This window comes from Nocardiopsis mwathae (genome assembly GCF_014201195.1).
In the GTDB taxonomy this organism is placed as follows: domain Bacteria; phylum Actinomycetota; class Actinomycetes; order Streptosporangiales; family Streptosporangiaceae; genus Nocardiopsis_C; species Nocardiopsis_C mwathae.
Window position 1 is genome coordinate 2,545,859 of the sequence record NZ_JACHDS010000001.1, and the last position, 23,347, is coordinate 2,569,205.

At 71.2% G+C, this 23,347-nt stretch carries 16 protein-coding genes; 3 read left to right on the forward strand and 13 right to left on the reverse strand.

Annotated elements, in window-relative coordinates:
- Positions 1-69 precede the first annotated feature (69 nt).
- The gene (locus HNR23_RS10730; protein WP_184075437.1) at positions 70-2,268 is read right to left on the reverse strand and encodes an anthranilate synthase component I; all 2,199 of its coding nucleotides are present in this window, start codon (positions 2,266-2,268) and stop codon (positions 70-72) included.
- Positions 2,269-2,596: 328 nt separating this feature from the next.
- Between HNR23_RS10730 and HNR23_RS10735 the strand changes: the two genes are divergently transcribed.
- Positions 2,597-5,014 (forward strand): HelD family protein, encoded by a 2,418-nt coding sequence (locus HNR23_RS10735; RefSeq protein ID WP_184075438.1) that lies wholly within the window; start codon positions 2,597-2,599, stop codon positions 5,012-5,014.
- On the opposite strand, the gene HNR23_RS10740 is transcribed toward HNR23_RS10735, so the two are convergent.
- The 8 genes from HNR23_RS10740 to HNR23_RS10775 all read right to left on the reverse strand — a co-directional run bounded on the left by HNR23_RS10740 (position 4,988) and on the right by HNR23_RS10775 (position 13,633).
- Complete coding sequence (locus HNR23_RS10740) at positions 4,988-6,679, reverse strand: tetratricopeptide repeat protein (RefSeq protein WP_184075439.1); 1,692 nt, start codon at positions 6,677-6,679, stop codon at positions 4,988-4,990. The two genes, HNR23_RS10735 and HNR23_RS10740, sit on opposite strands and share 27 nt — an antisense overlap.
- A gap of 135 nt (positions 6,680-6,814) precedes the next feature.
- Positions 6,815-7,357, reverse strand: coding sequence for an SRPBCC domain-containing protein (locus HNR23_RS10745; protein WP_184075440.1), 543 nt, complete (start codon positions 7,355-7,357; stop codon positions 6,815-6,817).
- A 130-nt stretch (positions 7,358-7,487) separates the two neighbouring features.
- Entirely contained in the window at positions 7,488-8,117 is a 630-nt protein-coding gene (locus HNR23_RS10750) for a TetR family transcriptional regulator (protein ID WP_184075441.1), read from the reverse strand.
- A 127-nt stretch (positions 8,118-8,244) separates the two neighbouring features.
- Complete coding sequence (locus HNR23_RS10755; protein ID WP_184075442.1) at positions 8,245-9,381, reverse strand: acyltransferase; 1,137 nt, start codon at positions 9,379-9,381, stop codon at positions 8,245-8,247.
- Between the two features lie 93 nt (positions 9,382-9,474).
- A complete protein-coding gene (locus tag HNR23_RS10760) occupies positions 9,475-10,308 on the reverse strand; it encodes a PaaI family thioesterase (RefSeq protein ID WP_221308085.1) in 834 nt (277 codons plus the stop codon).
- A gap of 211 nt (positions 10,309-10,519) precedes the next feature.
- Positions 10,520-11,365 carry an SAM-dependent methyltransferase gene (locus HNR23_RS10765; RefSeq protein ID WP_184075443.1) on the reverse strand — a complete coding sequence of 282 codons (846 nt, stop codon included), beginning with the start codon at positions 11,363-11,365 and terminating at the stop codon, positions 10,520-10,522.
- Between the two features lie 312 nt (positions 11,366-11,677).
- Entirely contained in the window at positions 11,678-12,277 is a 600-nt protein-coding gene (locus tag HNR23_RS10770) for a hypothetical protein (RefSeq protein WP_184075444.1), read from the reverse strand.
- 144 nt (positions 12,278-12,421) lie between these two features.
- Positions 12,422-13,633, reverse strand: coding sequence for an RNA-guided endonuclease TnpB family protein (locus HNR23_RS10775; RefSeq protein ID WP_184075445.1), 1,212 nt, complete (start codon positions 13,631-13,633; stop codon positions 12,422-12,424).
- A gap of 173 nt (positions 13,634-13,806) precedes the next feature.
- Here HNR23_RS10775 and HNR23_RS10780 point away from each other — a divergent pair, with 173 nt between their 5' ends.
- A complete protein-coding gene (locus HNR23_RS10780; protein ID WP_184075446.1) occupies positions 13,807-14,781 on the forward strand; it encodes a GlxA family transcriptional regulator in 975 nt (324 codons plus the stop codon).
- A gap of 76 nt (positions 14,782-14,857) precedes the next feature.
- Here the strand turns inward: HNR23_RS10780 and HNR23_RS10785 are convergent, their stop codons facing one another.
- The 4 genes from HNR23_RS10785 to HNR23_RS10800 all read right to left on the reverse strand — a co-directional run bounded on the left by HNR23_RS10785 (position 14,858) and on the right by HNR23_RS10800 (position 21,759).
- The gene (locus HNR23_RS10785) at positions 14,858-16,099 is read right to left on the reverse strand and encodes an acyl-CoA dehydrogenase family protein (RefSeq protein ID WP_184075447.1); all 1,242 of its coding nucleotides are present in this window, start codon (positions 16,097-16,099) and stop codon (positions 14,858-14,860) included.
- Between the two features lie 261 nt (positions 16,100-16,360).
- Complete coding sequence (locus HNR23_RS10790) at positions 16,361-17,344, reverse strand: helix-turn-helix domain-containing protein (protein ID WP_184075448.1); 984 nt, start codon at positions 17,342-17,344, stop codon at positions 16,361-16,363.
- 147 nt (positions 17,345-17,491) lie between these two features.
- Positions 17,492-20,101: a S8 family serine peptidase gene (locus HNR23_RS10795; RefSeq protein WP_184075449.1), complete on the reverse strand. Its 2,610-nt coding sequence runs from the start codon at positions 20,099-20,101 to the stop codon at positions 17,492-17,494.
- A 221-nt stretch (positions 20,102-20,322) separates the two neighbouring features.
- On the reverse strand, positions 20,323-21,759 hold the full coding sequence (locus HNR23_RS10800) for an XRE family transcriptional regulator (protein WP_184075450.1): 1,437 nt from the start codon (positions 21,757-21,759) through the stop codon (positions 20,323-20,325).
- A gap of 216 nt (positions 21,760-21,975) precedes the next feature.
- Between HNR23_RS10800 and aceA the strand changes: the two genes are divergently transcribed.
- On the forward strand, positions 21,976-23,274 hold the full coding sequence (gene aceA / locus HNR23_RS10805; protein ID WP_184075451.1) for an isocitrate lyase: 1,299 nt from the start codon (positions 21,976-21,978) through the stop codon (positions 23,272-23,274).
- The last annotated feature ends 73 nt before the right edge of the window (positions 23,275-23,347 follow it).

A 23,347-nucleotide genomic window follows, 5' to 3' on the forward strand; every position in this document is an offset into this window, starting at 1 on the left:
ATCGGCGCTTTCTTCACGCGACGCGCAAGATGACACCCCGTTCACTACCCTGTGCGCACATTGCATCACTCAGCGCACCATTCGAAGGGCCCGCTCGACGATCTCCTCCCCCACCGCCGCGGTGAGGATCGACTCCGGATGGAACTGCACCGCCCACCGCCTGGCACTCCGGTTCTCGATGGCCATGACCACCGTCTCCGGGCCGCCCTCCACGACCGCGGTGACGTCGTAGCCCTTCACCTGGTCGGGCGTGGTGTAGGTGGAGTGGTAGCGCGCGGCGGTGAACTCTCCGTTCTCCCCCAGCCCCGCCAGCAGGTCACCGCCCGTGACGCGGACCCGCCCCGGCTTGCCGTGCACCGGTTCCTTCAGCGTGCGCAGCTCGCCTCCGGCGTGCTCCACCATCGCCTGCAACCCCAGGCAGACGCCGAGGACCGGGAGGCCGCGCCGGTCCAGCGCGTCGAGTAGCCGGTCGGTGTCGAAGTCCTCGGGCAGGCCGGGTCCGGGCGAGAGGACGACGAGGTCGGGCGCGAGCTCGTCGAGCAGCGCCGGGTCGAATCCGTGCCGCACGGTGGTGACCTCGGCGCCGTGGCGGCGCACGTAGTCGGCCAGAGTGTTGACGAAGGAGTCCTCGTGGTCCACGAGCAGCACCGTCATCCCGGCGCCGGCGGGTGCGGCGGCGCCCCGGCCGGCCGCGGCGGTGTCGCCCACCGCTGTGCCCGCGCCGTTGCGCGCGTCGTCCAGAGCCAGGGTCTCCAGCAGTGCCCGAGCCTTGAGGAAGGTCTCACGCTCCTCGGCGTCGGGGTCGGAGTCGTACAGCAGGGTGGCACCGACCCGGACGGTCGCCACCCCGTCGGTGATGTGCGCGGTCCGCAGGGTCAGTCCGGTGTTCATCGACCCGTCGAAGCCGATGACGCCCACGGCGCCGCCGTACCACCGGCGCGGCGTGGTCTCGTGCTGTTCGATGAAGCGCATCGCCCAGGTCTTGGGCGCCCCCGTGACGGTCACGGCCCACATGTGGGTGAGGAACGCGTCCAGTGCGTCGAACTCGGGGCGCAGCGTGCCCTCGATGTGGTCGACGGTGTGGATGAGCCTGCTGTACATCTCGATCTGCCGGCGGCCGATGACGCGGACGCTGCCGGGCTCGCACACGCGGGACTTGTCGTTGCGGTCGACGTCGGTGCACATGGTCAGCTCGGACTCCTCCTTGGCGGAGGAGAGGAGTTCGCGGATGTTCTCGGCGTCGCCGAGCGCATCGGCGCCGCGCTTGATGGTGCCGGAGATCGGGCACGTCTCCACCCGCTGCCCTTGGCCGGGTTCGCCGGTGACGCGGACGAACATCTCGGGTGAGGCGCCCACGAGGTACTCACCCTCGCCCAGGTTGAAGAAGAACTCGTAGGGGGCGGGGTTGCGTTCGCGCAGGTGCTCGTAGAAGCGGGCAGGGGACTCGCAGACACCGTAGGTGCGGTGCCCCGGCACGACCTCGAAGAGGTCGCCGCGGACGAACTTCTCCTTGGCCTTGGCCACGATCCGGGCGTAGGAACCGGGCTCGGGCTGCGGTGGGACCGCCGCAGTGACCACGGCGGGGGTCTCCTCGGTGACGCGGGGCAGGCCGTCGGTGCTGGCGCCCTGCGGCGCGTCGGCGGCGGGCACGGTGAAGTCGTAGGTGTAGCGGAAGCACGTCTCGCGCTTGCGGTCGCGCACGATGACGGTGTCGGGCAGGTGGAGCACGAGGTCCCGGTCCTCGGGGTCGCGCTCCAGGACCCGCTCGATCGGCTCGAACTGGAAGGCCAGATCGTAGCCGAACGCACCGTAGAGGCCGAGATGGGGGTCGTCGTCGGCCGAGAACACGGCGACGATGGACCGCAGGGCGGAGAAGACGCTGGGCCGGCGGCTGCGCTGCTCCTCGGTGAAGAACCCGGAGGGCTCGGGGATCTCGACCTCGGCCGTGCCCCGGTCGTCGTCCACGGCGGCGGGGGCGTGCTCGTTCAGGGCGCGCACGATCACGGGCAGCAACACGCGCCCCCGGGCGTTGAGCGCGGTGGCGGTGACGCGCCGCCCCCGGGCGGCCACCTCCAGGCAGGGGTCGACGTATCCGAGGTGCCAGCGGCTGTAACGGCCCGGGTACTCCATGCCGGAGGAGAGCACCCCGCCGCGGCGGTGCTCGACGGCCGCGACCAGTTCGGTCAGGGCTGCGGGGTCGCAGGACGTGGTGTGGCGGCGGACGGTGATGCCGCCCGCGGTCCGGTAGGAGGTGGAACTCGCGTCCAAGGCCGTCCCTTTCGCGCTGGGCTGGTGGTATGAGCCGCGCGGACCCCGGCCGAAACGAGAAGGACGACCGCCGGTCCGGGCGGTCGCTGGTCAGGTCTGATCGTGGGTATGCGAACCAGATGCGCCGCCTAGGGGCGGCGCCACCACTGATGACGGGTGAGTCCGCTACGCATGCCTGTGAGTGTAGCGCGTCACGCGCGGGTCGGTGCTGAGCGGGGGCGGGACGGCGTGGATGCGGAGTACGCGTCCAGGCGGAGAGCACGCGGAAGTGCTAGCCTGAACAGCTCGGCACAATAAAAAGTCCCAAAAATAGGAGTGTACCAAAGAGATGGGCATTCGTCAATCCGACGACGCAGACGCGCAGGCCGGAGCCCTGCACGACGAGCAGGCCTATGTCTCCCGCCTCTACCACCGGCTCGACGCGCTGCGCCGGCACACCCACAACGCCCTTCGTGCGGCCCACACCCAGGGCGGCGGCGGATACGCGGCCCTCACGGAACGCGAGGTCCGGTCCGACGAACACGCCCGCCGCCTCAGGGAGCTCTCCGAGGTCGAGGAAGGGCTGTGCTTCGGCCGCATCGACCACCGCGGCGACCGGGACGGCGACCCCGGCGACACCCTCTACATCGGCCGGATCGGGCTACGCGACGAGGAACACGCCACGATCCTGGTCGACTGGCGCGCGCCCGCCGCCCGCCCCTTCTACGCGGCCACCCCCGCCACCCCCGGCGACCTCGTCCGCCGGCGCCACCTGCACACCCGGGACCGCAGGGTGGTCGGCATCGACGACGAGGTGTTCGACCTCGACGGGCTCAGTGACGGCGACCGCCGCTCCCTCGTCGGCGAGGCCGCACTTCTCGCGGGGTTGCGCCGCGGCCGCACCGGCAGGATGAACGACATCGTCGCCACCATCCAGTCCGAGCAGGACCGCGTCATCCGCTCCGATCTGCAGGGGGTACTGGTGGTGCAGGGCGGCCCCGGCACCGGCAAGACCGTGGCCGCGCTGCACCGCGCCGCCTACCTCCTCTACACACACCGGGAGACGCTGCGGCGGCGCGGTGTGCTGGTCGTCGGCCCCAACCCCACCTTCCTGCGCTACATCGGCCGGGTCCTGCCGTCGCTCGGGGAGAGCGACGTGGTGCTGTCCACCGTCGGCGATCTCTACCCGGGGGTGCGCGCCGGAGCGGTGGACACCGCTGCCGCCGCCGTCGTCAAAGGCGCGGCGTCCATGGCCGACCTGGTGCGCGCGGCGGTCGCCGACCGCCAGCGGGTCCCCTCCGCGGCGGGACCCGCCGCATCGGTCCCCGGCCGGACCGGGCCGGACGATGTGGCCGAGCACGAGAGCGACCTGGAGATCGAGGTCGACGGCATGGCGCTGCGCGTCGGCCACGCCGACTGCCGGGCCCTGCGGGACCGAGCGCGATCGCTCGGACTGCCGCACAATGTGGCGCGCAAGTACTTCGTCACCCAGATGCTGCGGCAGCTGGCGCTCGACCAGGCCGATCTGCTGGACCCGAAGTGGGATCCGGTCGAGGACCCCGACGAGCCCGCCTACCACGACGAGGCCGAGCTGGACCACATGAGCACAGGGCTGTGGCAGCAGGACGCGGTGCGCCGAGGACTCGACGAGCTGTGGCCGCTCCTCACCCCGCAGCGGCTCGTGGAAGAGCTGTTCGCCGACGACGCGGCGCTCGCCCGGGCCGGGGCCGCCGCCGGGCTGGCGGAGGCCGAGTGGAGGACGCTGCGCCGACCTCCCGGAAGCCCGTGGACGGTCGGTGACATCCCCCTCCTCGACGAGGCCGCAGAGCTGCTCGGCGAGGACGACACCGAGGCACGCGCCCGCCGGCGGCGCGCCGAGCGGGACCGCGCCGACGCGGAACGCTACGCCCAGGGAGTACTGGAGTTCACCGGCCTGTTCGAGGACGGCATGATGGAGGCGGGGAAGCTGGCCGAACGGCACCACGACTCCGGTCCACCGCTCAGCACAGCCGAGCGTGCCCGGGCCGACCGCTCATGGGCCTATGGGCACGTGATCGTGGACGAGGCCCAGGAGCTGTCGGCGATGGCGTGGCGCATGGTCATGCGCCGGATCCCGACCCGGTCCCTGACGGTCGTCGGCGACATCGCGCAGACCGGCGACCCGGCCGGAGCCCGATCCTGGGAGACGATGCTGGCACCGTATGTCCATGGCCGCCTCCACGTGGAGCACCTGCTGGTCAACTACCGGACACCGGCCCGGATCATGGCGGTCGCGGCCGACGTGCTGGCGGAGGTCGCCCCCGGTCAGAGCGCGCCGGAATCCGTCCGCGACGACGGCGACATGCCGCGCGCGGTGCACGTGGGCGGTACGGGGGCCGCCGGAGCGACACTGGCCGAGGCCCTGCCGAGGCTGGTCGCCACGGATCTCGCGGCGATGGGCGACGGACGGCTCGCCGTCATCGTCCCCGACGCCCGCCACACCGAAGTCGCGGCCCTCCTACCGGACGCGGCGGCGGACGCGACCCCGGAGGCACTGGAATCTCCCGCCGCCGTGCTCACCGCCACCCGCTCCAAGGGCCTGGAGTTCGACGCCGTCATCGTCGTCGAGCCCGGCGCCATCCTGGAGCAGTCCCCCAAGGGCGGCCAGGACCTGTACGTCGCCCTGACCCGGGCGACCCGCAGGTTGACCGTGGTCCACGAGGGGCCGCTGCCGGAGATGCTGGGGCGGATGGGAACACCGTCACCCACCTTCTCGTGGGATCGATGACCCCGGGAACGTCCGGAACATCGCCCTGGCGAGCCGGGAGTGCCCCCTGAGCACCGGCCCGAGCCAGCGGTGTTCCACGCTCCAGCGAAGGTTGTCCTCGGTACGCCGGGTGTCGGGGTGCCCCTTCCCCAGCAGCCGCCGCTGCGATTCGATGATCTCCGAGAACTCGCGAGCCGCAGCGGCGGTATCCCCGTTGGCCATGGCGTTGAGCGCGGCATCATGGCGGACCGCCATCGCCTCACGGCGTTCTCCGCTCCTATGTGCGCCCCCGTTGAGTCGGATGAGCTCGCGGTAGAGGTCCTCGGCGAGGTCATATCGGTGGACGGCCGACAGCGTCGCGGCGAGAACCCGCATGGCACGTCGCGGGTAGGGATGGGCGTCCGGGAGTCGGCCCCGGTGCTCGCGTATGAGTTCACGCAGCTCATCGCAGGACGTCCGCACATCGATGCGCCACATGTCAGTGGTGAGGCGGGCGATCCGGACCTCTCGTCGCTCGGTCTCGAACGCGCTCGCCGTCCCGTCCTTCGGCCCCGCACACGCGGAGCGATACTCGGTCTCGGCTTCACGGAAGTGGCAGGCGGCGGCATCCTTGCGCCCGAACTCCCGTTCCAACCACCCCGACCCCAATCGGGCTCGCATGCGGATCTTCCGGGAGACGATGTCGGATCGTGCCCCCTGGAGGCGCAACAGCAACGTGAGCGCGGCCGTCTCCGCGGCGGGATCCCGGCCCCGGTCATCCTCCAGCAGCCGCAGCACCGCCGCACCGACACGTGCGTCGGCGCAGAGGGAGTCCGTCGGCACCCCGACCATGGCGGCGGCCGATACCGGGTCGGCGAGGCACGCCTCCAGTTCGACGGCGCCACGCCCCGGGTCCTCCCCCATCCCCGCGATTCCGACGGCGTCCCCGGCAAGCCTGGCCCACGCGGGTTTTCCGCCCAACCGAGGGACGATGCGCCGAAGGACGTCCGGGGCGGCCCGGGCGGCCCGCGGAGCTCGATCGGTGATGATCTCCAGCATGTGATGAGAGGCGAGTGGGCCGATGTCGTGCACGCGAGCCCGGGGCCACCTGTGGTGCTCTTCGGCCTGCGTCGTGACGAGGAGGGTGCCCGTGGCGGTGTCGCGGATCCACCCCTCGGCGATGAGCCGATCGATGTCGTCCGAGCCGGGCAGGACGATCAGCCAGGGCCTACCCGTGTGTTCCAGGCTGCTCCACACCCACCCCGCGACGGCAGCGGGGTCCGCGCTGTGCACACGCATGGCCTCGGATTCCAGCGCGGGCCGCAGCAGGATCACCGTGCGCAGCATCGCGTCGCTCAGGGCCTCGCGGCGGACCCAGAAGACGCGCCTTCCCCGCCTCCTCGCCCACGTGGTGACCTCACCTGCGAGGACGTCCTTTCCGATGCCGGGCCCACCTCGCAGAACGTGGACACCGCAGGACCGCGTGTCCATCCCTGAGACCACGTCGCCCAGAAGATCCCGGCGCCCGCGCATCCCGCCCAGGTCGGCCGGGACACTGACATCGACGTCGGCCAGGAAGCCCTGCGTGCCCGGGGGGTCCTTCGGGCCGCCGCCGTCGAGGTTGACGTCGCCGTGGAGGGACAGGTGGTCGGCCTGGAAGGCGATGCCCGAGTTCCTGTCCACGTGGTTGCGGCTGGATTCGGTCATCCTGATCCTTCCGAGGAGCTGGGGGCGGGAGGGTGGGGCACATCGACACCACCGGATCCGGGCCGCTCCCGTCAACGGTCCGGTGCGGCCGTACCCGGCCACGGTCGGCCTCGTCCTTCCCCCTCCCGCGCTCCCTCACGTCTCCGAAGGCGGGGGTTGGACGGCGGCATCCGGCCCGAAGCGCTCGACGTAGTGGGCGAACACGGGCCGCCACTGCCGTTCGAGCGCCGTCTTGCGCTCCGGTTCGTCCTCCAGGGATCCCGCGAGGTGCTCGCCGAGGATGTCCAGGCACACGTGCCACCCGGTGGCGTCGCGTGCGGCGGTGCTGACGTCGTCGAACGTGAAGCAGAAGGTGAGCACGGTGCCGCCGGTTCCGTTCGGCTCCAGGACGTAGCGCAGGTTCTCGGCGGCCCATGTGTATTCGAGCAGCGCCGGCGGGTCGAAGTGGAGGAATTCCCCGAGCATGGCCGATTCCTCGGCGCCGAAGGCCTCGCCCGTGGGGAAGACGTAGCGGATCTTGGCACCGACCGCCCGCTCGCCCTCGATGGCGGCGGGGAACCACACCGCGAGCGGTTCGGGCTCGACGAGGGCCCGCCACACCCGGTCCCGCGGCTGTGGGAACTCCCGGGTGACAGTGACTCGCCACTGGTTGCCGGTCTGGTCGAGACTGGCGTACATGCGGTCCCCCCGAAGTGTGCGCGGGCCGGCGGCCCCGGCGGCCCCGGCGGCGACGGTCGGTCGTGGTCGGAGCGGGCGTGTGGCGGCCCGCACGCTGATCATGTCCCCACCGCCACAGCGTCTACACCCGTCACGGCGGCGGTAGCGGCACCTGGTTTCCGGTGATGGCGCCGACGACGGCGTCGGTGAGGTCCTCGATGATGTTCTCGTCGTCCACCTCCGGGTGCTCCAGCCACCACTCCCCCGCCGCCTGGACCATACCCACGACCGCGTGCGCGACGACCTGGGCGCGCAGCGGGTCGTGCACGTGCCCCTCGGCGATCAGCACGTCGGCGAGCTCCTCGCCCATGCGCCGCACCATCATCCCCAGGTCGCCGCGGGTGCGCGGGTCCTCCGCGGTGGCACGGTCCATCAGGAATCGGTACAGGTTGAGGTTGCGGGCGATCATCTGCAGGTAGGCGCCGACCGTGGCCCGGGCGCGCGACCGCAGGGTGGATCCGCCGTGCAGTTCGGCGCGGATGCGTTCGATGAGCGGGTCGACGTGGCGCTCGGCCAGCGCGCGGTACAGCCCGCTCTTGTCTCCGAAATGGCGGTAGAGGATCGGCTTGCTGATGCCCGCCTCGGCCGCGATGGCCGACATCGGGGCGTCCGGGCCGTCGCGCTGGATCACCTCGTCGGCGGCGTCCAGGATGGCGCGGCGGCGCTCCGGGTTTCGGCCGCGCGCGGCGGGCTTGGTCTGCTGTGCGGATTGAGGGGCCACATCGTTCACGGTAGCCGGAAACGCGGGAACGGTCCTCCATCTCCGCCGTCATTCCTGCGGGCGGGTGCCCGCTCCGGCCATGGCCGGAGCGGGCACCCGGTCCCGGTATCGCGCCGCCGCGCCCGGGTCACACCGTCGCCCGTAATCCGGGGATGCGTTTGAAGACGACGGTGATGGCCAGGCTCAGCAGGAGGACGGCGACGGTGTACTCGCCCGCCCGGACGAGCATGGCCGCCACACCGTCGGGCATGCCGAAGAGGTCGCGCAGCGTGAACAGGACCATCACGTGGACGAGGAACACCCCGAAGCTCACGTCGGAGACGGCACGCAGCCGGCGGCGCCACGCGTGCGCGGCGGCGCCCGTGCCCGTCAGGAACCGGTCGCCCGCTGCGCGGAACAGCAGGTAGGCGGCGATGGACATGACCAGGACCGTGGGCGAGAGGTAGTCGTAGAGGTACACGGCCGAGGTGCCCCACTCGCCGTACGCGCGGGCGATGAGCCCGGCACCCATCGCCGTTGCGGCGGTGCCCAGCAGCAGTGCCACGGCCGCGCCCCACGTCCGCCCGCGGGTCATCGTGACGTCGCGCAGCAGGTAGCCGATGACGTAGTAGCCGACGAACGGGAGGAACCGCGTGACGGCGTTGGCCTCACCCGTCCCGTCCAGCCCGGCGATGGCCTGGTCGGCCATGCCGATCACCGACATCAGGCCGGCGAACCACCACACCGTGGGGACGGTCGCGTGTTCGACGAACACCCGCAGGAACGGGGTGAGCAGGTAGAGACCGGCCAGGACGAAGAGGAAGTACAGGTGGATGGAGGGCGTCCCGGACAGGATCTCGCCGGCCGCCTGGCCCGGGGTGATACCCGTACGGTAGGCCTCCCACGCCAGGTAGGCGGCGACCCACACGACCAGCGGGATGCCGATACGCGAGAAGCGGCGCCGGTAGAAGACCGACAGCCGCTCCTCGCGGGGGCGCAGCAGCAGCGCGCCGCTGATCATGATGAAGACCGGGACGCACCATCGGAATGATGCGTCCACGGCGTTGGCGGCCCACCAGGTGGCGGTGCCCAGGTCGGTGTAGCGCGTGGTGACGACGGGCGCGAACACGTGCACGGCCACGACGGCGAGCATCGCACTGACACGCGCGAGGTCGAGCCATGCGGTGGCGGGTGGGGTGGCGGGGGCGGCCGACGCCGTGGTCGGGGGACGAGCGGCGGCGCCGGGGGCGCCGCCGGGGCCGGAGCGTTCGGTGGTGGGAACCATGGGCGGGGGTGCCGCTCCTCTCCGTCATCGGCCGAGAATCCCCACTACTGATATCAGTTCGTTATCGAACTCTCAATCCATTCTCAGGAAACCTCAGGCCACCGCATGGGAGCGGAGCATGATCCAGGTGGCCCGGGCCCGGGCGACGACCTCGCCGTCCGGGCCGTAGACCGTGCTGGCGGTAAAGACCTTGCGGCCCTCCGCACCCAGCAGCCGCCCCATCACGACGTGTGGTCGGCCGACGCGCGGCGACCGGGCGACCGTCGCCGCCATGCGGCCGAGCACGATCGGGCGTTCGCTGACATCGCTGGACCACCCGCCCGGGCAGTCCAGTGCCGCCCACACGACTTCGGTGGGCACGGTGTCCCGCGGGGTGCCGTCGGCACCGCGTACCGCCAGGGAGGGGTCGGGGGTCCAGGAGCAGGCGACGGTGGTGGGATGTTCGTCGTCGACGGGGCCGGCGAACAGCCGCAGCCCGTCGCCGGGCGCGCGTTCGGTCCCGCAGGTGAAGCAGGTGGGGAAGGGATGCCCGGACGACCCGCGGAAACGGCGCTGGGCCTGCTCCGCCTTGGCTCGGGACACCGGGGGGACGGCTTCCGCGGGCTCCTCCGCCGGTTCGGCCACGGCGACGAGGTCGCCACCGTCCATCAGGCGCAGTCCGCCGCCGTCGTCGGGTTCCACCGTCATGGGGGTGCCCAGCGGCGGGGGCTTGCGCAGTGTCACCTGGACGCCGGAAGCACCCGGGGCTTCCAGGCGAGCGGCGAGAAGCCCGCTGATGTATCCCCCGTTGGCGGAGTCGGCAGGCCCGTTGAACCGGGGATCGACGATGAGATCGGCGAGTTCCGCGGGGCCGCGCGTCCCGGAGGAACCGCCCGGGCCCGCCGTGGACGCGTCCGCTGAGGCGCCATTGCCTGTGCTGTCGCTCATAGGGGTCAGAATAGGAGATAACCGTCACACTGGACACGGCCGCCCCCTGGGAACGGGAAGGTCGGTTCCATCACCCGGATTCCCTCGTCCCTCGGCCGAAAAAATCGCCGCGGGCCGCCGGCCGCGATGACACCCACTTCCTCCTCAACCGGACCCGAAACGTACAAAGGCGCGGCCTGAAGCGCGCGCCTTTTCCGAATCGCCGGACCGATTACGGTTTACGTGCAATGCCCCCGTAGATGATCCGCTGGTACGGTTCCAGCTCCTCATAGGAGGGCACCTCGCGGTCCAGGTCCTCCGGGAACCACCGCTGCGGGTGGTCCAGGCCGGGCTCGACCAGCGGCAGGCCGAGGAAGTGGGCGTGGATCGCCTCCTTGGGGCGGATCCACCCGTTCTTCAGCGTCTTCAGACCCGCGGCCTCGATTTCGCGCTGGATCTGCTCCCCCGTGTCGACGAAGTCGGAGATGAACAGGTGGCTTCCGGAGGGGACCCCGTCCATCAGCACGGTCAGCCAGTCGTGCGGGCGTTCGTCGTCGTGGAAGTGCATCAGCAGCCCGAAGACCATCACCGCGATCGGCCGGTCGAAGTCGAGCAGGCCGCGGACGTCCTCATGGTTCAGGATGGTGTGCGGCTCCCGCAGGTCGGCTGTGACCACCGTCGTGGTGTTGTTGGTGGCCAGCAGCGCCCGCCCATGCGCCAGGACGATCGGGTCGATGTCCACGTAGACGACGCGGGCGTCGGGGTTGATCTCCTGCGCGGCCTCGTGGGTGTTCTTGACCGTGGGCAGCCCGCTGCCCACGTCGAGGAACTGGTCGATCCCGGCGGTGCGCGCCAGGTACTGCACGCCCTTGATCAGCATGTCGCGGTTGTCCTGGGCGACCAGCCCCGACTCGGGGACGTGTTCCAGCCAGACGACGGCCGCGTCACGGTCGACCTGGAAATTGTCCTTTCCACCCAGAAGCGCGTCGTAAACACGTGCGATGGTCGGCTGGGACATATCGAGCTGGGGGATATCCGGGTCGTTGCCGGAGGCCGGCTGCCCTTCGGTGGTGGTCATCGGCGAGGCCTTTGCGTGCTCGGGGAATCATTCGGTGAACATCGTACGACGGCGGAAATCCACCTCACCGGGGAATCCACAAATCTTTTGGCAAATCAGCCCCTTCGGACCTGCGGCGACCCTACCGATTCCCGTGCCGGTGCGCGGCGGGCGTCCCGGGCCTCGCCGACACCGCAGCCGTCCGGTGGCCGACCTCGTGCCCCCAAGGGCCGGGAACCGGCCCCGACCGGGACGGCGGCACACCGCCGTCGACCGCCCACGGGCGCCGCCCCCTCCCGCGGGGCGCGGCGCGGCCTCGATACGTCCCCGGCGTCAGCCGATCAGCAGCGCGATGATGGCCACGGCGAGCAGCGCGTCGAAGACGGCGCAGAACTCGGCAAGGGGGCGCGCGACCACCCGGTCGGCGCGCCAGTGCACGACGTCCCAGACGGCGTGGCCGATCAGGGCGGCGGCCACCAGGGCGCCCGCGAGCTGAGGGCCGCCGTACTGGGCGGCGACCACCACGGTGACGACGGCCAGTGCCTGCGGTAGTTGGAGCCGGAACAGCCCCGGCCGACGAAGCTGGCCGCGGACCAGCCCGACGGCCGTGGCGGCGATCGCGACCGAGGCCAGGGCCAACCACGGCTCGATCCCGAGGAGGCGGGCACCGGCGCCGAGCACGAGCAGCACGGCCAGCACCGCCCACACCGCGCCGGGGCGGTCGAGGACGGCCGTCACCAGGTAGGTCAGTCCTGCGACGACCAGGATCAGCTCACCGCCCTCGATGCTGCCCTCTCCGGCGAGTGCGGCGGCGAGCACGATACCCAGCACGGTCGGCCAGCGGCGGGCGATGGCGGCCGCGGCCCGCGCGGCGGGTGTCCGCACAGGCCCGGGCCGGTCGGCAGGGGTGGCTGTCGCCTTGCTCCGATTCATGCCTTCGATCCTGCGGCGCAACCGCAGGGCCGGCCCAGGCCCCGGCCCGGAGACGTCCGGAATCTTGGGGTGCCTGTCCCCTCCGCCTATGCTCGGACCGTGACTCCTCCCACCGCTGAAGCGGCGGGCTTCTCCTGTCTGCGCTCAGGCGACAGGAAGGACCAGCCCGGCCCTGATACCGACGTTGATCGCCCCAACGCGGTCGGCGTGCTCTGTGTATCCGCACCGAACGCAACGGAACTTGTCCTGTGTCCTGCGGTTGTCCGCGCTGGTGTGCCCGCACGCTTCGCGCGGGCAGGTGCGCGACGTGTCGCGGGGATCGACCGGGACCAGCACGCGACCGGCGCTTTCAGCCTTGTACGCGAGGATGCCCAGGAACACCCCCCAACCCGCATCGAGGATGCTCTTGTTCAGCCCGGCCTTGGCAGCGGCACCATTGGGCAGGTGGCGGCCGTCGGAGCCGGGCTTGGCCTTCGGGGCGCGGGTCACGCCCGCGATGTTCAGGTCTTCGTGCGCGATCGCGTCGAAACGCCGCACCAGGTCAAGCGCTGCCTTGTGGTGGTGGTCGAGGCGCTGGCGCCGGACCTTCGCGTGCAGCCGCGCCACCTTGGCCTGCGCGGCCCTGTGCGTGCGGGTCCGGTTACCGGCCCTGATGCGCTTGGGGAACTGGTCGAGTTCGCGTTGCGCAGCGGCCAGTTCGTCAGCCGAGGACTGCAGGAACCTGGGGTTGGCGACGTGCTCACCCCCGCTTGTGGTGACGAACGACGCCACCCCCATGTCGATCCCGGCCACCTGGCCGGTTTGCTCGGCCGATTCGACCGGTACCCGGTCGCATGCCAGTACCACGAACCACCGGTTGCCTTCGCGCTTGACCGACACGGTTTTGACGCGCCCCGTGACGGGCCGGTGCTGGTGGACGCGGACGTGTCCAATGCCTTGGAACCGGACGCGCCTGACCCGGTCGGTGGGGGTGGAGTCCCAGCGGCACCCGTCGCCGTCCTTGGGAAAGTCCACGGTGTCGAAGTGGCCGGCGCCTTTGAACCTCGGGTAGCCCGGTTCCTGCCCGGCCTTCACTCGGCGGAAGAACGCTTTGAACGCCTTGTCGAGGCGCCGGAGGGTGGCCTGCTGGGAGGAGAACGACCAGCACCCCTGCCGCTGCGGATCGAACGCCCGGATCTCCTTGAGCTGTCCGGACTGGTCGCCGTATGTGATCTTCGTCTGCGAGGGGTGGGCGTAGGCGTCGCGTCGTTCCTGCAGCGCGGCGTTGTACAGGGTGCAGTGGTCGCGCAGCATCCGGGTGAGCGCCGCCTGCTGCCGCTTGGTGGGTCGGAGGAGGAACTTGTAAGCGCGGTTCACGCGTCTGCCTCCTTCTCTCTCAACCCGGGGTCTTCCGGCGTCCGACAAGCTACCGGGCCGGTGAGACAAGCAAGGCCGGACCGCCTAGCGGCGGTTCGGCTTTCCATGTCCCGCTACGCGGGAAACCTGATTCCCCCAACGGCTGAAGCCGGTGGTCCCCTCAGGAGGCTTTGATGGACGCGCGATCCGTCGTGGTGGTCGGGTATGCGGGCGCGGAGCTGCTGGACATCGCCGCCATCACCACCAGCCTGGAGATGGCCAACCGCATCGGCCGCCCGGACGCGCCCTACCGGATCTCCGTCGCCGCTCCCGGAGGGCGGCCCATCGCGTGCGCCAGCGGGCTCGTCCTCCGCGCCCAGCTACCGCTGACCGCGGCGCTCGGCCCGCTCGACACGCTGGTCGTCTCGGGAGGGCCGGGGCACGCGCGCGCCGCGGCCGACCCGGTGATCGTCGGGCACGTGCGGCGGCTGGCCGGGCAGAGCCGCCGGGTCTCCTCCGTGTGCACGGGCGCGAGCCTGCTGGCCGCCGCCGGCCTGCTGGACGGCAGGCGGGCCACCACCCACTGGCAGTACGCCGACCACCTGGCCGCGGAGTACCCGGCCGTCACCGTGGACGCCGAGCCGATCTACATCCGCGACGGGAACGTCTCCACCGCCGCGGGGGTCACCAGCGCCCTGGACCTGATGCTCGCGTTCATCGAGGAGGACCACGGCGCCGAACTGGCGCGCGAGGTCGCGCGTGCGCTGGTCACCTACCTGCAGCGGCCAGGTGACCAGGCCCAGATCTCCATGTTCACCGCCGCGCCCCACGCCGAGCACGACCTCGTGCGCCGCGTGGCCGGGTACATCGGCGCGCACCTCGACGGCGATCTCACCACGGCCGCCCTCGCCAAGGTGGCGGGGGTGAGCCCCCGCCACCTGACCCGCCTCTTCCTGGCGCATCTCGGGCACCCGCCGGGCCGGTTCGTCCGGCGGGCCCGCACCGAGGCCGCCGCGCGGCTACTCTCCACCACCGCCCTCCCGGTGGCGCGTGTGGCGGCCCGCTGCGGATTCGGCTCGGCGGAGTCGCTGCGCCAGGCCTTCGTCCGGCACTACGGGGTCCCCCCGTCGGAACACCGCGCGGCCGACGGCCGCGTTTCACCCCGCTGACCGGCGCACGGTGCGCCCGCGGCAGGCCACAGCCCCCGCTCTCGCTCCGGCGCCCTCCGACAGCCCGACGGGGCCGCTACCTCACCGGCAGGCCGGTGACGGCGCGGCCGATGATGAGGCGCTGGATCTCGCTGGCGCCCTCGAAGATGGTGAAGATGGCGGCGTCGCGGTGCCAGCGTTCCACGGGGTAGTCCCTCGTGTAGCCGTTCCCGCCGAGGATGCGGATGGCCTCCTGGGTGACCCAGGTGGCGGTCTCGGCGGCGAAGAGTTTGCACATGGAGCCCTCGGCCTGGGCGAAGTCCTTGTCCTGGCGGGCCATCCAGGACGCACGCCAGACCAGGAGGCGGGCGGCGTCGATGCGGGTGGCCATGTCGGCGAGGGTGAAGGCGATGGCCTGGTTGTCGCCGATCGGCCGGCCGAACTGCTCGCGCTGGGTGGCGTAGTCGCGGGCGTACTCGTAGGCGGCGCGGGCGCAGCCCACGGCCATGGCGCCGACGGACGGGCGCGACTTCTCGAAGGTCTTCATCGCCGCTTGGCCGCCTGCTCTCCGGCCCTCGCGGACCCGGGCGAGGCGCTCGTCGAGCTTCTCCTTGCCGCCGAGCAGGCAGCCCCCGGGGACGCGGACATCGTCCAGGACGACCTCGGCGGTGTGGGAGGCGCGGATTCCGTGCTTTGCGAACTTCTGCCCCTGGGACAGCCCGGGGGTGGAGGGCGGGACGATGAAGCTGGCCTGGCCGCGTGAGCCCAGTGCGGGGTCGACGGAGGCGACGATGACATGGATGTCGGCGATCCCGCCGTTGGTGGCCCAGGTCTTGGTGCCGTTGAGCACCCACTCGTCCTTGGCCTCGTCGTAGACGGCGCGGGTGCGGATGGCGCTGACGTCGCTCCCGGCGTCGGGCTCGGAGGAGCAGAACGCGCCGAGCTTGATGTCCTCGGCGGTGCCGAACATCTGCGGCACCCACTCGAAGAGCTGCTCCTGGGTGCCGTTGCCCGCGACGGCCACGGCGGCAAGCCCGGTTCCGGTGAGGGCCAGGGCGATGCCGGGGTCACCCCAGTACAGCTCCTCGAAGGCGACGGGAATGCCGATGCCGCTGGGCTCCAGCCACTGGTCGGCGAAGAAGTCCAGGGAGTACAGCCCGATCTTGGCCGCCTCCTGGAGGATCGGCCAGGGCGTCTCCTCGCGCTCGTCCCATTCGGCCGCGGCCGGGCGGATCACGTCGCGGGCGAAGCCGTGCGCCCAGTCGCGCACGTCGCGGATGTCCTCGCTCATTTCCAGGCTGAACCCGGTCACGGCCTGGGCGGTGGTGTCGTCCGTCATGTGCACACGTCCTTCGTTGCTCCCTCGGCGGTCGCCGGGGCGGAGAGGGGGTCGGTGGTGGTCGTCGGGTGCTGCCGCGGCATGGCCGTGCGCGGCGCCGCAGGGTCGCCACGCCAATGTGTTACCAACGGTAACACTTGGCTCGTCGGGCACACAACGGCCATCCCTCCGTTTCTCGGGACGAATCATGTTCGGGGGCGGTAGGGCGGACCGGGGATGCGGAGGCGTTCGGAGGGCGGTGTACCCGCCGAGGGCCCGGCACTACAGCCAGCCGCGCCGGGTCGCCTGCCAGATCAGCTGGTGGCGCGTGCGGACACCCATGAGGGCGCTGAGCCGGCTGATCCGCCGCTGCACCGTACGCACGCTCACGCCCAGCTGGTTGGCCATCGCCCGGTCGGTGCACCCCGACAGCATGAGCGAGAGCAGGCGGCGCGCCTCCACATCCGAGCCCGCCACCGGGCCCGTGCCGCCCCCCTGCTCCGGTTCCTCCCGCACCGGGTAGGGGACCGCCGACACCCAGATGGTCTCGAAGATCCAGCCGAGCGCGTCCAGCAGTCCGCTGGGCCGCACGATGATCACCGACGGCTCCTCCAACCCGGTGGTGACCGTCGGTAGGAAGGCCGCGCGGTCGTCGGCGATGCTGAGCTTCATCGGGATGTCGGCCGCCACCCGGATCTCCTCGCCCAGCTCGCACCACTCCGCCAGGCGCAGCTGCTCCTCGGGCTCGTCCAGCAGCGACCGGTCGTAGACCACGCGGTGGCGCACCCCGGCGGCCATCGAGGAGCGGGCGACATCGTTGTCGGCGGCGCTCACCACCATCGGCGGTCCGGTGACCAGGGCACGGACCTCCTTCGCGGCGCCCTGGTGGATTCGGCGGTAGCTCTCGGTGACCGCCTCCCGGCCGGTGACGGTTTCGAGGATCTCCTCCGGGTCGTGCAACGCGGCCCGCGCCCTGTAGTCCTCGATCAGCCGGGCCACCTCGGCCTGGGTCCGGTACAGCTGGGCCTGGCGCCGGATCAGCAGGGGGTTGAGCGCGGCGTCGGGCGGGGCCACGCGCAGCGGCGGCGCCCCCTCGGGTGCGCGGCCCAACAGCCCCTTGTCGGCCAGGCGGCCCAGCGCGGCCTCGACCCGGCCCGCGCCGATGCCGAGTCGTGCGGCGAGTTCGCCCGGAGTGCCGGCCGGGGAGCGGAGCAGCGCGAGGTAGACCTTCTCCTCGTCCCCTGTGAAGCCGATCATCTCCAGCATCCGCCACCCCTCGCCCGGTCGCCGTCCTCGGCCCGGCCGCGCGGGCCGGGCATGCATGGGACTGTACGCACCGGCCGCACGGGCGAAAGCCGGGGGGCGGCGGGGCGGCGGACCGGGTGTTCCCGTCCGCCGCGCCGCCGCCGGGGGTCAGCCGGCCGGGGTGATGCTCACACCCAGCTCATAGGGGTTGTCCGCGACGGGCGAGCTGCTCGCCGCGTCCAGCGCCAGATCCCAGATGCCGGGTGTCGGGTTGTTGTAGGTGCGCGTGAGCGCGTTGCAGTTCCCCGTCTCGGGCAGGTTGGTGTAGCAGTGCCCGGTGACGTTCTCCCCGCTCGGGCCGAGCGGGCTGAACGCGGTCCAGCGGATGCGGCTCCGGTCGGCCACACCGGACAGCTCGACGGTGAGCGCACGCGTCCCCGGCGGGACCGCGACGAACCGGCTGCCCGCCTCGGCGCGGGCCACCTCGCCCTGGGCCGTCCAGGACGTGTCGCCGCCGCCCAGCTCGACGTCGGGCGTGATCACGGTGAGCATGACCGTGTGCTCGACACCCCGGGTGCGGGGGTTGTCCAGCTGCAGGATCGCGCTGTTGGCCCCGGCCTGCGGAGTGGCCGTGACCTTGAGCGCGGTCTCCTCGCCCTTGCCGAGCTTGATGTGGCGGGGGGCGGAGAAGACGCCGTCGTCGCCGATCACCCTGACCCGGTACTGCTGCACCGCGTCGCCGCCGGTGTCGCGGGTGATGTTCAGCTCGTAGTCGGCGCTCTCCCCGGCCTTCTGCCCGCCGTCGGCGGGCAGGCACCGGTTGTACAGGCCATGGCCGTGGCCGGGCTTGACCAGCCGGTCGGACTGCGCGGTGCACACGGGCGCGGTGACCGTCAGGCTCTCGGTGGCCAGTCCCCTGCGCAGCAGCTTCCAGGCGGCGGGGATGTCGATCTGCCCGTGCCCCTGCTCGATGGCGGTCAGGTCGGCGGAGAACCGCGCGCTGCTCCGCAGCGCGGTGCGCAGCTGCTCCGGCGCCACCTCCTGCCTGCTGTTCTTCGCGGCCGACAAGAGCAGCGCCGCGCCTCCGGCCGCTTGCGGGGAGGACATGGAGGTGCCGTTCTTCATCCCGTAACCGGGCGGCAGCTCGTACCCGGCGTCGGCGACGGGGTCGCCCTTCTTGAAGGTGGGGATGGGGGCGATGGCCGCGCCGGGCGCGGTGATGTCGGGCTTGAACCCGCCGTCCTCGCGCGGACCGCGCGAGGAGAACGCGAAGATCCCGTGGTCGTAGTCGACGGCGCGGCCGTAGTTGGCCCTCCACGTCGCTCCGGACACCGCGGCGCCCACGCTCATCACGTCACCGGCGACCGACGGGTCGCCGACGGTGTTGATGCCCGCGCCGGAGTTCCCGGCCGAGATGAACATCTGCACGCCGGTCTCGGCGATCAGCCGGTCGTACAGCAGCGCGCGGGCGTTCTGGCCGTCGTTGAGCGCGGGCAGCCCGCCGATGGACATGTTGATGACGTCGACGCCGTGGTCGGTGGCGAGCGCCACCATGCCGTCGGTGAGGGCCGCCGAGGAGCAACCGCGGTCGTGGCAGGCACGCATCGACACGACCTTGGCGCCGGGCGCCGCGCCGTTCATCTTCCCGTCGAACAGCCGGTGCCCCGCGGCGATCCCGGCCACGTGGGTGCCGTGCCCGTTGGTGTCGAGGCCGATGTGCACGGTGCCGCCGTAGACGTCGGGCAGGGTCGAGACGACGAACGCGGGGGCCTCGTTGATCGGGGTGTCGGGGTCATCGGTGCCGAACTTGCGGAAGTCCCCGGTCTTCCCGAAGTCGCCGATCGGCTTCTCGTCGGTGAAGTCGCCGTTCTGGTCCAGGTCGACCAGGACCGTGCCGTCGTCGGGCCGGTACAGCACGCCCCAGGCGCCGCTGTCGGCCCCGGCGACGTCGAAGTCGAGCTGGCCGAAGCGCCACTCGCCCTCCGGCGCGGTCCAGGTGCGGCCGCGGCTGTCGAAGGTCGGCCCGGTGACGGACGTCGTCAGGACGAACATCGGGTCGTAGATGAGGTCGATGAGGTTGGTCGGGTCGGTCGCGTTGACCCAGTCGACGATCTTGTCCTCACCGGTGGTCGTCGTCTGGAGTGCGGGGTGCTCCAGGTCGACGCCGGTGTCCAGGACCCCGATGGTGACGCCGCGCCCGTCGGCCTTCGGGTTGTCCTTCCGGAAGTCGATGGCGCCGGTCTCGTTGGTCGGCATGTAGGGGTTGTCGTCGGGGGTCTCGGCCGACGGCCCGCCGTCGGTGCCGGCGGCGGGAGCGCCCTGCTCCTCGGGGGTCGGGTCGGGCAGCGGGAGCAGCTCGTCGACGTCGATGGCCACGACGTCGTCGATCGCCTCGACCTTGGCCACGTCGTCGAAGCCGACGTTGACCTTGAGGTAGCCGATCTCCTCCTCGACGCCGGTGACGTCGGCCCCGAAGGACTCCAACTCGCCGCGGACGGCGTCGGCGCGGCCCTCGGTGGTGGCGACGATCAGCGTCGCGAAGTCGCTCCGGGTGGACCGGGGCAGGATCCAGGGCTGCTTCTCGTACTCCTCCAGCAGCGCCCGGCCGTGGTCGCCGATCTTGTCGGAACGTGTCTCGGCCGAGGCCGCCGCGGGTGCGGAGAGTGCGGTGAGTCCTCCGGCCACCAGGGCGCCCACGGCCAGCAGGGCGAAGGGGGCGGAGCGGGGGGATCCGGGTTTTCGGGGGGCAGGGGGAATCGTGGGGGAATTCTGCTGCATGCCTCTTCCCAGTGGAGTTCGGGGGTCGGAAGCGGGCTGACAGCGCTAACGTTGCAGCAGAGAGTGATCAACCGGTAGATGTCCGCCATGGCGTACATACGTCATGGCGCGAACCGGACAAGCGGACGGCCCCACCGGGCGCGGCGGTCACGCGGACGGCCGGCGGGTCAGGGCGGACCCTGCCCCACCGGCCGTCGGTCACCGGCGTCCGGCGCCGCGCGTCATTCGGCGGCGTGACGCTCCAGGAAGGTGTAGACGTCGGTCTCGTCGACGCCGGGGAAGGTCCCCGACGGCAGGGCCGAGAGCACGTGGGAGTGGGCGCGCGCCGACGGCCACACGTTGCCCTCCCACCGGGAGGCCAGCTCGGAGGGCGGCCGCACGCAGCACTCGCCGGTGGGGCAGTTGGACTGGGTGCGGTTGGTGGTCTCGCGCCCGCGGAACCAGCGGGATTCCTTGTAGGGGACGCCCAGCGTGATCGCGAAGTTGCGCTCTCGGCTGGGGTCGACGTGCGCGACGCACCAGTGGGTGCCGTTGGGCTTGTCGGTGTACTGGTAGTAGATGGAGTAGCGGTCGGGCGAGGCGAAGACCTGGCGCCCGGACCAGTACCGGCACATCCTCTGGCCTTCGATGGCCCCGGTGTCGTCGGTCGGGAAGATCAGCCCGTCGTTCTCGTAGGCCTTGTAGATGATCCCGGTCTCGTCGTTGCGGATGAAGTGGCAGACCAGGTCGAGGTGGCGGTAGGCGAGGTTGGTGAACCGGTGCGCGGCCATCTCGTAGGACACCGAGAAGACGTCGCGCAGGTCCTCCACCGACAGGTCGCGCGCCTGCTTGGCGTCCTGCAGGTAGGGCACCGCGGTGGACTCGGGGATGAGGACGGCCGCGGCGAAGTAGTTGGCTTCGACTCGCTGGCGCAGGAAGTCGGCGAAGTCGCGCGGCTGGCTGTGGCCGAGCACGAAGTGGCCGAGCGTCTGCAGCAGGATGGTGCGCGGGCTGTGCATGCCCAGTGACTCGCGCTTGAGGTAGAGCCTCCGGTTGCGGGTGTCGGTGATCGAACGCACCGAGCGGGGCAGGTCCTGCACGTAGCGCAGGGTGAACCCGTGGTGGGTGACGATCGACAGGATCTGGCCCTGGGAAAGGGCACCCCCGCTGTAGCCGACGGCCTCCAGCGTGTCCTGCGCGGTCTTCTCGATGTTCTCGAAGTAGTTGCCGCGCTCGCGCATCTGGCGCCGCAGGTCGGCGTTGGCCCGCCGGGCCTCCTCCGGGCTGGCGGTGGGCTTGTTGTTGCGCCGCTTGAGCTCGTCGTAGAGGCCGACGATGTGCTCCAGCACGTCGTTGGGAACGCGCTTGCCGACCTTCAGGTGCGGCAGGTTGAGCGACTGGTAGACGGGGTCGCGCTGTGCCTCCTCCACCGCGATCTCCAGCTGGGCGCGGCGGCTCGGGGGCTGCCGGGAGAGGAGTTCCTCCACGGAGACACCGAGCGCCTGGGCAAGCGAGGTGAGCAGGGAGAGCTTGGGCTCGCGCTTGCCGTTCTCCAGCAGCGACAGCTGGGATGGCGCCCGCCCCACGCGTTCTCCCAGGTCAGCGAGGGTCATCTTGCGACTGCGGCGCAGATGACGGAGCCTCTGACCGAAGGTGACGAGATCCAGGTCACCCGGCAAAGACGGTATTTCTTCGTTCCCAAAGTACGCCATGCGTTCATACTACGGAAAGAATCAACGTTCTTCACACAACTTCGCCTCGAAAAACCCTGGAACTTTGCTCAGAATCATAGTTACCGGCGGGGAACATGACGCCGGGGGCGCCGCATCGGCCCCCCGCACCGTGTCTCCAGCCGGGGCACTTTTCCAGGGGACGAACCGAAGGCGAGACAGACCATGAGCATCACCGGTCGGCAACAGGTTGCTGCGGAGGCGCTGCAGCAGGAATGGAAGAACGACCCGCGCTGGGCCGGCATCGAGCGCACGTACTCCGCCGAAGACGTGATCCGCCTCCGCGGCTCGGTCACCGAAGAGCACACACTGGCCCGGCTCGGCGCCCAGCGCCTCTGGGACCTGCTGCACAGCGAGGACTACGTCAACTCGCTGGGCGCACTCACCGGTAACCAGGCGGTCCAGCAGGTCCGCGCCGGTCTCAAGGCCATCTACCTCTCCGGGTGGCAGGTCGCGGCCGACGCCAACCTCTCCGGGCACACCTACCCCGACCAGAGCCTCTACCCCGCCAACTCGGTCCCGGCGGTCGTCCGCCGCATCAACAACGCCCTGCTGCGCGCCGACCAGATCACCTGGTCGGAGGGTGACGAGGGCGCGCCGCACTGGCTCGCGCCGATCGTCGCCGACGCCGAGGCCGGGTTCGGCGGCGTGCTCAACGCCTTCGAGCTGATGAAGGGCATGATCACGGCCGGCGCCGCGGGTGTCCACTGGGAGGACCAGCTCGCCTCCGAGAAGAAGTGCGGCCACCTGGGCGGCAAGGTCCTCATCCCGACCGGCCAGCACATCAAGACGCTGAACTCCGCCCGCCTGGCCGCCGACGTCGCCGGTGTCCCGTCCCTGGTCATCGCGCGTACCGACGCGCAGGCCGCGACGCTGATCACCAGCGACATCGACGAGCGCGACCGCCCCTTCGTCACCGGCGAGCGCACGGGCGAGGGCTTCTACCGGGTCCGCAACGGCCTGGAGGCCTGTGTGGCCCGCGGCCTGGCCTACGCCCCCCACGCCGACCTGCTGTGGATGGAGACCTCCACGCCGGACCTGGAGGTCGCCCGCCAGTTCGCCGAGCGGATCAAGGCCGAGTACCCCGACCAGATGCTCGCCTACAACTGCTCGCCGTCCTTCAACTGGAAGCGGCACCTGGACGACGCCACCATCGCCAAGTTCCAGCGCGAGCTCGGCCACATGGGCTACAAGTTCCAGTTCATCACGCTGGCCGGCTTCCACTCGCTCAACTACTCGATGTTCCACCTGGCCAAGGGCTACTCCGAGACCGGGATGAGCGCCTACGTCGAGCTGCAGGAGAACGAGTTCGGCGCCGAGGCGCAGGGCTACACCGCCACCCGCCACCAGCGCGAGGTCGGCACCGGCTACTTCGACCAGGTGAGCACCGCCATCACCCCGGACGCCTCCACCACCGCCCTCACCGGCTCTACCGAGGAAGACCAGTTCTCAGCGGCTCACTGAGGCAACAGGTCTTCGTTTCCCTGATGGCCGCCCGCCCCGCTTTCGTGGCTGGGGCGCGGCGGGTCGGCCGTCG

Excerpts from the sequence above, each read along its gene's own strand:
- HNR23_RS10735 (WP_184075438.1), top strand. The coding sequence starts at position 2,597 with ATGGGCATTCGTCAATCCGACGACGCAGACGCGCAGGCCGGAGCCCTG.
- HNR23_RS10740 (WP_184075439.1), bottom strand. The coding sequence starts at position 6,679 with ATGACCGAATCCAGCCGCAACCACGTGGACAGGAACTCGGGCATCGCC.
- HNR23_RS10745 (WP_184075440.1), bottom strand. The coding sequence starts at position 7,357 with ATGTACGCCAGTCTCGACCAGACCGGCAACCAGTGGCGAGTCACTGTC.
- HNR23_RS10755 (WP_184075442.1), bottom strand. The coding sequence starts at position 9,381 with ATGGTTCCCACCACCGAACGCTCCGGCCCCGGCGGCGCCCCCGGCGCC.
- HNR23_RS10760 (WP_221308085.1), bottom strand. The coding sequence starts at position 10,308 with ATGAGCGACAGCACAGGCAATGGCGCCTCAGCGGACGCGTCCACGGCG.
- HNR23_RS10765 (WP_184075443.1), bottom strand. The coding sequence starts at position 11,365 with ATGACCACCACCGAAGGGCAGCCGGCCTCCGGCAACGACCCGGATATC.
- HNR23_RS10770 (WP_184075444.1), bottom strand. The coding sequence starts at position 12,277 with ATGAATCGGAGCAAGGCGACAGCCACCCCTGCCGACCGGCCCGGGCCT.
- HNR23_RS10780 (WP_184075446.1), top strand. The coding sequence starts at position 13,807 with ATGGACGCGCGATCCGTCGTGGTGGTCGGGTATGCGGGCGCGGAGCTG.
- HNR23_RS10785 (WP_184075447.1), bottom strand. The coding sequence starts at position 16,099 with ATGACGGACGACACCACCGCCCAGGCCGTGACCGGGTTCAGCCTGGAA.
- HNR23_RS10790 (WP_184075448.1), bottom strand. The coding sequence starts at position 17,344 with ATGCTGGAGATGATCGGCTTCACAGGGGACGAGGAGAAGGTCTACCTC.
- HNR23_RS10795 (WP_184075449.1), bottom strand. The coding sequence starts at position 20,101 with ATGCAGCAGAATTCCCCCACGATTCCCCCTGCCCCCCGAAAACCCGGA.
- aceA (WP_184075451.1), top strand. The coding sequence starts at position 21,976 with ATGAGCATCACCGGTCGGCAACAGGTTGCTGCGGAGGCGCTGCAGCAG.